This window comes from Bartonella sp. CE47NXGY (assembly GCF_042195415.1).
In the GTDB taxonomy this organism is placed as follows: domain Bacteria; phylum Pseudomonadota; class Alphaproteobacteria; order Rhizobiales; family Rhizobiaceae; genus Bartonella.
The window spans coordinates 1-8,709 of record NZ_JBHIOI010000040.1; the positions used below are offsets into that span (position 1 = coordinate 1).

7 protein-coding genes and 2 pseudogenes are annotated in these 8,709 nt (G+C 37.2%); 8 read left to right on the forward strand and 1 reads right to left on the reverse strand.

Annotation, left to right across the window (positions count from 1 at the left end):
- The first annotated feature begins 33 nt into the window (after positions 1–33).
- Positions 34–654 (forward strand): ribonuclease D, encoded by a 621-nt coding sequence (locus ACFIL3_RS08280; RefSeq protein WP_375632307.1) that lies wholly within the window; start codon positions 34–36, stop codon positions 652–654.
- Between the two features lie 250 nt (positions 655–904).
- Here ACFIL3_RS08280 and ACFIL3_RS08285 read toward each other — a convergent pair.
- Positions 905–1,347, reverse strand: a pseudogene (locus ACFIL3_RS08285) (integrase); the annotation flags it as partial.
- Between the two features lie 414 nt (positions 1,348–1,761).
- On the opposite strand from ACFIL3_RS08285, the gene ACFIL3_RS08290 reads away from it, so the two are divergent.
- The 7 genes and pseudogenes from ACFIL3_RS08290 to ACFIL3_RS08320 form a co-directional block, all read left to right on the forward strand.
- On the forward strand, positions 1,762–2,091 hold the full coding sequence (locus ACFIL3_RS08290) for a hypothetical protein (RefSeq protein ID WP_375638372.1): 330 nt from the start codon (positions 1,762–1,764) through the stop codon (positions 2,089–2,091).
- A 1,028-nt stretch (positions 2,092–3,119) separates the two neighbouring features.
- On the forward strand, positions 3,120–3,953 hold the full coding sequence (locus ACFIL3_RS08295) for an outer membrane protein (protein WP_375682060.1): 834 nt from the start codon (positions 3,120–3,122) through the stop codon (positions 3,951–3,953).
- Positions 3,954–4,287: 334 nt separating this feature from the next.
- The gene (locus ACFIL3_RS08300; RefSeq protein WP_375682061.1) at positions 4,288–5,121 is read left to right on the forward strand and encodes a porin; all 834 of its coding nucleotides are present in this window, start codon (positions 4,288–4,290) and stop codon (positions 5,119–5,121) included.
- A gap of 605 nt (positions 5,122–5,726) precedes the next feature.
- Entirely contained in the window at positions 5,727–6,089 is a 363-nt protein-coding gene (locus tag ACFIL3_RS08305) for a hypothetical protein (protein WP_375682062.1), read from the forward strand.
- Entirely contained in the window at positions 6,082–6,306 is a 225-nt protein-coding gene (locus ACFIL3_RS08310; protein ID WP_375660864.1) for an outer membrane protein, read from the forward strand. The genes ACFIL3_RS08305 and ACFIL3_RS08310 overlap by 8 nt, the downstream gene beginning before the upstream one ends.
- Before the next feature lie 183 nt (positions 6,307–6,489).
- The gene (locus tag ACFIL3_RS08315) at positions 6,490–7,371 is read left to right on the forward strand and encodes an outer membrane protein (protein ID WP_375682063.1); all 882 of its coding nucleotides are present in this window, start codon (positions 6,490–6,492) and stop codon (positions 7,369–7,371) included.
- Between the two features lie 220 nt (positions 7,372–7,591).
- Positions 7,592–8,709: pseudogene (locus ACFIL3_RS08320) on the forward strand (hemagglutinin repeat-containing protein); the annotation flags it as partial.

The following is an 8,709-nucleotide window of genomic DNA, read 5'->3' on the forward strand; positions in this document are numbered from 1 at the left end:
GTATTCTTGCTGCTTTAGCAAGTAGGAGGGTAAATGGCTGAGATTCGCGTTCATCAAGGTGATTTACCAAACTTAGACAATTATAAAACTGATGCCATTGCGATTGATACCGAGACTTTAGGATTACAACCCTATCGTGATCGTTTATGCGTTGTTCAGCTTTCTTCTGGAGATGGTACTGCTGACGTTATTCAGATTGCTAAAGAACAAAAGAGTGCACCAAATTTGATAAAATTGCTTGAGGATAACGCAATAACCAAAATATTTCATTTTGGGCGTTTTGATCTTGCTATTTTAGCGCATACATTTGGTGTTATGCCAGAGGCTATTTTTTGTACAAAGATTGCTTCGAAACTCACGCGCACTTATACGGATCGTCATGGCTTGAAAGAAATTTGTAATGAATTGCTGAATGTGAATATTTCTAAACAGCAACAATCTTCGGATTGGGCGGCAGAAACGTTATCACAGGCACAAATTGAATATGCTGCGTCGGATGTGTTATATTTACATCGTTTAAAGGTTATATTTGAAGAACGTTTAAGACGTGAAGAGCGAGAAAATGTTGCCAAGGCATGCTTTCAATTTTTGCCTATGAGAGCTAGGCTTGATCTTTTAGGATGGGCGGAAGTTGATATTTTTGCGCATAGCTAACTTTAAAATTGGCTTTTAAATAGAGTTAATTATTGATGTGAGAGGACAAAATGCTTGTACATTATGGGCGTTTTATCCTCTCATCTTTTCTGATAAGAATTATAATAAATTCTTAAGTGCTATTTCATTTGAAGTTTAGGCAATAAAAATACTTTTGCGAATCCATATTTTTTATTTTTGTAACAGCTTTTATTTGAAACAAAGCAATTTTGAGGAGAGGCTGGAAACATACGGTAGGTTGGAAGACTTAAATCTCTGAAACCGGTATACAGCCTAATTGGGGGAGAATATGAATGTGTAAATGTAAAAACCAAATCTCATCTTTACCATCATTTTTAATTCTGCTTTACGACTTTCAAAAGTATTTAAAGCAATGTCTGTTAAATAATAGAGATTACGCATTGCCTCATGTTTTTAATGGATTTACGTTCTTCGTGTAAAACAGAACGCCCTAAACGGAATATATTTGTGTTGCTAATTCATGTGCTTTTTGTAAAGAAACCGACACCCAAGTTCATTTTACGGTGGCGCTCATAAAAGATATAACAATAAAGCTTCCAATACCAATATAAAATCTATTGAACACTACCATCTTTATGCTTATGGAGTAACAAGCCGCTACCATCCACACAACTGTACCAATTCCCAATGTTGTGTAAGTCCTTAGCACTTGAGACGGTTCATAAGAGGCATTTTTAGTCTTTTTTTAGTGTTTTTTATCCACACAGCTCTCTCAACTTGTAACGTGCAAACAAATGGTTTTGATTGATTCAACATGAAAAAGATTTGGAATGAGAGAATCTTATGGTATTTAGGATTCTCAGTCAATATGGATAACGCTATATTATCATTATAAATCAGTATATTATATGAAGTTCGTATAGTTTATTATTTTCAGACGATACTTCGTGCCTTTATTTATTACTCAATAAGTAATTTCTATGTTGGCAGAGCAGGGCAATTTTCTTTTATTTTAAAATTAAAATGCTCCAAAGCTTTATTTTTAAGGATTCTCACTTTTTATCTATAAACATGCTATTTTTTCTGGAAATTTGCAATGAAGGCACTAGATAAAATCCATTATGAATATTTGATGAGGTTAAATTTATGAACATAAAATATTTTATTACAGCTTTTGCTACTTTTGCTTCAATCTCTATGGCTCAAGGTGCAAGTTTTTTAGCGTCTCAAAACCTTATACAGAGAGCATCTTCGGCTGTTCCTCCAATAGGTTTTTTTACTGGTGAACAGCTTCGCAAGTTATTATCTGAAGTTTTTCAGATAGAACTTTCTTGCACAAATAACAGCGAAAGCATAACAGCAGCTAAGTTAGTACCTGTGTTACATTCTGGTAAAAAAAGAGATCATTATCCTAAAAGAAGACTAGGGAAAAAAGGACGGCCAAACCTATTTGCACGAGGTCCAATGAGTTTTTAAAAAGTGAAAAAACAACATCAAGAAGTATAATATATGCTTTGAAGTTGAAAAAGAGGGATATTTTTTCTGCCAAATTCATGATTTTTAAAGCAAGGGGTGGGTTGAAAACTTTCAGAAAGATTTCTCATTTTTTCAGCTTTAAGGAGATTTCTATATAAGTTTTAATGTTTATCATACCGGTTGTCTGTCTTTAGGTATTTTTTTCAATTTCGTCTTGTAAAGGAGTATGAAATGATAGCCTACAAATAAGGCTGAATCTCTGAAAAAGACTTTACTATAAGGTTGAGAGAAGAAAAAAATGGTAAATATGTCAAAAAGGAATAAATGCCTAAATAAAAACAAAGAGCAAGCGTGATGAAATTGCATGTAATCTTGTTGCAGTCCATAGGGTAGTGGAGATCTTTTTCATGTGCGCTACAAGCGTTCTTTACAATGATGAAAAAATAATCAAAGTGCTATTCACATTTGGTTATGCGAAGGATGAAGCTAAAAACGTTGTTTGTATGAATTTAAATGGAACAGTTAGATTTAGCTGCTCTCAATATTGTAACGGTCTTCACTATTACAATATTGAGAGTATTAATAGGAAGCATTTTAGCTTTTAAATAGTTTTATTTATTCACACACTTGCTTGTTTGTGAGGTGCAGAGGGATGGTTTTGGTTTCTTTAATATAAAAAGGCTTAAGATAAGAGCATCGTCAATATTGCAGACGAATTAATATAAAAGATATTTTTTCATTGTAAATCAATATATTATATTTTTATGTCAATAGCACACGCTTTACACGGAGGGTACTGTGGCGCAGTTTTTTTATCAAAATGATAAAGGAGAGAAAACGTGAGGAAAAGAGACCATTTGTGCATGGGCATAGTTTTATTCTCATTTATTACAGATCAAGCAATTAAGGGTACTTTGATTGGCTTTTTGTTTTTTTTATAAGTGTATCATTTTTGCTACAGATATCTGAAGATGGGGCTCTATATGAAATGGTGTGTTCAAATAAATATTCAGCTATGGAGAGAAAATATGAATATGAAATGGTTAATAACAGCTTCTGCTTTCGCTTTTGTTTCAGCTTCAGCAGCACAAGCAGCAGATGTTATTGTTCCCCCAAGACCAACACCTGTTGCTCCCGTTATTGTTGCTCCAACTTTTTCTTGGACAGGTTTTTATGTTGGGGGCCAGATTGGTGGTTTTTCGGGTAAAACGAAAATGGATATTCTCAGTAATGGAAACAAGATTCCAGCGCCTGATGACCTTTTGCCTAAACTATCTGGTTTCATGGGGGGGCTTTATGCAGGTTCCAACGTTGATCTTGGTAATGGCCTTATTCTAGGTGTTGATACAGATATCATGTGGTCTAATAAAGATGACACGAAGACAGGAAAAACATATGTCATTGCCCCAGAACACATCAATTATATTAACAAGGTATTAAAAGACGCTGCAATTAATATTGGTAAAGATGCGCTTGTACCTGGTGCTAAACGAACCCACAGTTTCACTTTTAAAGAAAAGTGGGCTGGTGCGACACGTGTACGTATTGGTTTTGCAGCTGAACGCATTATGCCTTATGTTGCTGGTGGTATCGCTTATACACAGCTTCAAGATAGTGCGTTGATTTCAATAACAGATAAAGATTCAGACAAAGTAATCGCTTCTGGTACTCTGTCTGATGAAACAAAGACCCTTGTTGGTTACACCCTTGGTGCTGGTGTTGATTTAGCAATGACCAATAATATTATTGTACGTGCGGAATATCGTTACTCAGATTTTGGTAAAAAGAAATTCTCAAATGATAAATATGAGACATCTTACAAAACCAATGATTTCCGAGTTGGTGTTGCTTACAAATTTTAACAGATGATAAGTTAAATAACAGAGGTTCTGTCTTTGACAGAGCCTCTGTTATTTTCTGTTGCCATATTATCACACAATACATAATTTATTGTGGATGTGAAAAGATATTATTCAGGTTTTCTTAAAAAAATCATAGACAATAAACAAGAATTACATTTAAAAACCAATAAGTTATTTATATATATATCTTTAGGTTTCTCGTACAAAATCAAGCTATGAAGCGATTTTGTCTGGGATGTGCCCTCCATTTTCTGTGACTGTATCATTTTTACTACAGCTTTTCTTTCTGTAATCTTGTAGCACTGTGCTCATAAATAAATTAGGAGCAAAGTTTATGAATATAAAATCTTTAGTAACAACTTCTGTTATCGCTATAGCGGCAGCTTCTGCAGCGCAAGCTGCTGATGTTGTCATCCCTCATGAAACAGCCCCAGCAGTTATCTCAGCCCCTTCATTTTCTTGGACAGGCTTTTATATCGGTGGTCAAGTTGGTAACTTTTCAGGTAAAGTTGATGTAGTTGATTCAGAAACAAAAAAGAAAATTACAGATAAAGACTGGACACCTAAGCCTTCCGGTTTTATGGGTGGTATTTATGTAGGTTCTAACGTAGATCTTGGAAATGGCCTCATTCTAGGTGTTGAAACCGATGCAGTCTGGGCTGACCGCGAAGATTCAAAAGCGCATTCAGCAGTCATTGGGGAAGCAGGCCTTGACAGTTTCAAAGATAAGCTTATAGCAGCGAAAGCTACACCTGCTACAGGAAAAACTATTGCTGGTATCGTGGCGACTGACAAACGTATAGATAGCACCTCTATAAAAGAAAAATGGTCTGGTGCAACACGCGTTCGTGTTGGTTTTGCAGCCGTTGATCGCATTATGCCTTATGTTGCTGGTGGTATTGCTTATACGCAGCTGCAAGTGGTTGATTCTCTTAAGGCAGCGACAGCTGATGGTGCCGAAATTGCTTCTGCTAAAGTGTTTGATGAAACGAAAACGATGGTTGGTTTCACTGTAGGTGGTGGTATTGATTTTGCAATGACAGACAATGTTCTATTGCGTGCAGAATATCGTTACTCAGACTATGGTAAAAAAGCATTTGTAAAGGACGGGGATAAATTAGCATACAAAACCAATGATTTCCGTGTAGGTGTTGCTTACAAATTCTAATTTCGTCAACAACGAAATGATGAAGATAAAATAAATTGTCATGAGGCTCTGTTAAAGACGGAGCCTCTGTTATTTTTCTATTGTTATATTATTACACACTCCATATTTATTGGCGGTGTAAAAGATATTATTCAGATTTCCTTAAAAAGATTTTTATAAACGACAGGCAATAATTACGCGGTAAAATCAATGAATTATACGTATTTATAACTTACAATTTCTTGTGAAACGTGAAGTTATGAAATGACTTTATCTTGCGTCAACTTTCGTTTCCTATGATTGTATCATTTTACTACAGCGTTTTTTTTGTAGTCGTATAATACTGTGCTCGTAAATAAATGAGGAGCAAAGTTTACGAATATAAAATCTTTAGTAACAACTTTTGTTATCGCTATGGCAGCAGCTTCTGTGGCAAAATCTTCTGATTTTATCATTCTTCGTGAAAAAGCTCCAGCAGTTATCACAGCCCCTTCATTTTCTTGGATAGATTTTTATCTTGGTGGCTAAGTTGGCAACTTTTCAAGTCAAAGTTGATGTATTTGATTTAGAGACAAAAGAAAAAACTTTAGATAAAGATGCACTACCTAAGTCTTCCGGTTTCATAGGTGGTATTTATTTTAGGTTCCAACATAGATCTTGAAAATGTCCTCATTCTAGGTGTTGAAACCGATGCAGTCTGGGCAGACCGAGGAGAGACGAAGACGGTCTCAAAGATTCTTGTGATTGATGATTTTAATGATGAATTTAAAGATGCTGGTGTCACATTGGATGAAAATGAAAAGTTTCAAAAGGGTGACACAGCAGTGTATTGCATTGGTTTCAAAGAAAATGGTCTGGTGCAACACGGGTTCGTGTTGGTTTTTCCGTCGCTGACAGTATTATGCCTTATGTGGCTGATGGTATTGCTTATGCGCAAATACAGGGTGTTGGTAAAGTTTCAGGAACAAACAAAATTGGCAAATGGGTAAGCCAAGTAAAGAAGTTTCTGCTACAGTATTTGATAAAATAAAAACGATGGAGGGTTTCACCCTTGGTGGTGGTATAGATTTCGCGATGACAGATCATGTTCTGCTTCGTGCGGAGTACCGTTACTCAGACTTTGGTAAGAAGGAATATAAAAAGTATTACCTTAAACTAGGTTACACAACCAATGACTTTCACGTAGGTATCGCTTACAAGTTCTAATTTCATCAAAAGTACAATTATGAATAAAAAGTATTAATAAAAAATTAAATTTTTAAGAGATCTTGACTTTGATCAAACCACTGGTTTTCTGGGTGTTTATTTGTATGGTTGTGACATTTTTACTACAGCTTTTCTATCTATAATCTTGTAAGGTCATTTTATAGTTAATTTAGGAGCAAAATTATGAATACAAAATCTTTAATAGCAACTTCTATTGCCGCTTTAATTTCAGCTTCTGCAGCACAAGCTGCTGACGTGGTGATCCCTCGTGAAACAGCCCCAGCAGTTATCGCAGCAGCCCCTTCGTTTTCTTGGACAGGCTTTTATCTTGGTGGTCAAGTTGGTAACTTTTCGAGTAAAACTAAAGTAACTATTCCAGGAGAAGATAAAGAACTTGTCAAAAAAGATAACACACCTAGTCCTTCTGGTTTCATGGGTGGGATTTATGCCGGATCTAACGTAGACCTTGGAAATGGTCTCATTCTCGGTGTTGAAACCGATGCAGTTTGGGCAGACCGTGAAGAATCAAAAACAGCCCGTGAATTGACTCTTACTGAAAAAAATGCAGCAGATTTTAATAATGCCCTTGAAAAAGCTAAGGTTGAATTAAAAGATCAGCAACGGTTTGAAATAGGTGACAAGGTAACGGAAAAGCACAGCTACAAAGAAAAATGGTCTGGTGCTACACGCGTTCGTATCGGTTTTGCTGCTGTTGACCGTATTATGCCTTATGTTGCTGGTGGTATTGCCTATGCGCAGGTACAGGGCATTCAATCAGTTACAGGAAAAGGAGAGAGAGCTAAGGTTGAGCAGAATGCTGATGTGGTGGAAAACCCACCAGTTAAGCAAAATGTAGATTTGACTGGTGGTACTTGGGCTGATGACACGAAGACAATGGTTGGTTTCACTATTGGAGGCGGTGTTGACTTTGCAATGACCGACAACGTTCTTTTACGTGCAGAATACCGTTACTCCGATTTTGGTAAAAAGAAATTCGCCAACGATACACGTGAATTCAACTACAAAACCAATGACTTCCGTGTAGGTGTCGCTTACAAATTCTAATTTCGTAAAAATGAAATTATCAGCACAAAAAATACTAAGGCCTCGTTTAACGGGGCCTTTATTTTATTATCTCTATTTTATTCCTCTTAATCTCTTCATTTTTAATGGGATCATACTCCTCATGCAAAACAGAACGCCCTAAACGGAATACACTTGTTGTTGTGTATTCACACATTTTTTTTTAAATAAATATTTTTCAAAGTACATCAAGCCCATTTATGTCTCTGGAAAAGATTTGAATATTTTAGGCTCTGATGTTCAAGCAACGGATAAACTTCTCTTGCAAGCTGAGAGGAATGTTTCGATTGATGCCACACGCAACAGCATGGACAATCAGAATGGGAGTGAAACATCTCATGTTGCTTTACACAATGGCTCTCATTTAAGTTCTGGAAAAGAGACCACTGTTCTATCGGGTGGCGATATCCATATGGCTGCTTCCGATATAGATGCCAAGGGCAATGTTGCTCTTGGCGCCCAAGGGGAGGTAACAATAGGGGTAAGAAACGATGAAGTGGAGTATCATCTTCGCACCAAAAACACGAAAGTGGATATGCAAGCCTCTCATGCCGTTGGCTCTTCGATAAAATCGGGAGGTGACACCACTGTCATTGCAGGGCAGGATGGCAAACCACATGATCTTAGCATCACAGGCAGTTCCATTGCGGCTGATGGCAAGGTGGGGCTGAAAGCCAGCAACGATATTCTCATCAATAATGCAGAGGATAGCTTACATTATGAAATGTCGTATCACAAAGAGGGTGGGGTGTTTAGTAGCAGCAAATCTGAGCATAACAAGATGGATGTGAGCCAAGTTGTGGGGTCAAGTATAACAGGGGGTGAAGGCATTGCCATTGACTCAGGAAATAACACGGAAGTTGTCGCCTCGACGCTCATAGCCGGTAAGGCAGAGGAAACGTCAGGAGAGAAAGCTCTGGGAGATCAAAAACAAGCGGATATTACTATTCACTCTGGGGGAAAGATTACTATCAAAGGCGCCCAAGAACACTTGGATCAGCAAGCGCAATCGTCATCAAGTGGCTTTTTGCATGAGGAATCGTCCGATACATATCAATCGCATACCACAACGGTCTCCTCTATCCTTGGGGCGACGGGAAACATTATCACGCAATCAGACAAAGAGACCACAATCACGGCTTCTCATCTGCTTTCCGGTCAAGATATCAATGTGAGCGGAGAAAGTGTGACGATTGATGGCATGACAGATCACCATAAAAGCCATTCAGAGACCCATGAAACAGGTTTTGGTGTGGGATCAGGTAAGGGCTTTGTGTCGATATACGGGAGTGAGGGAAAGACAGAAAATGAAGAGAGTTT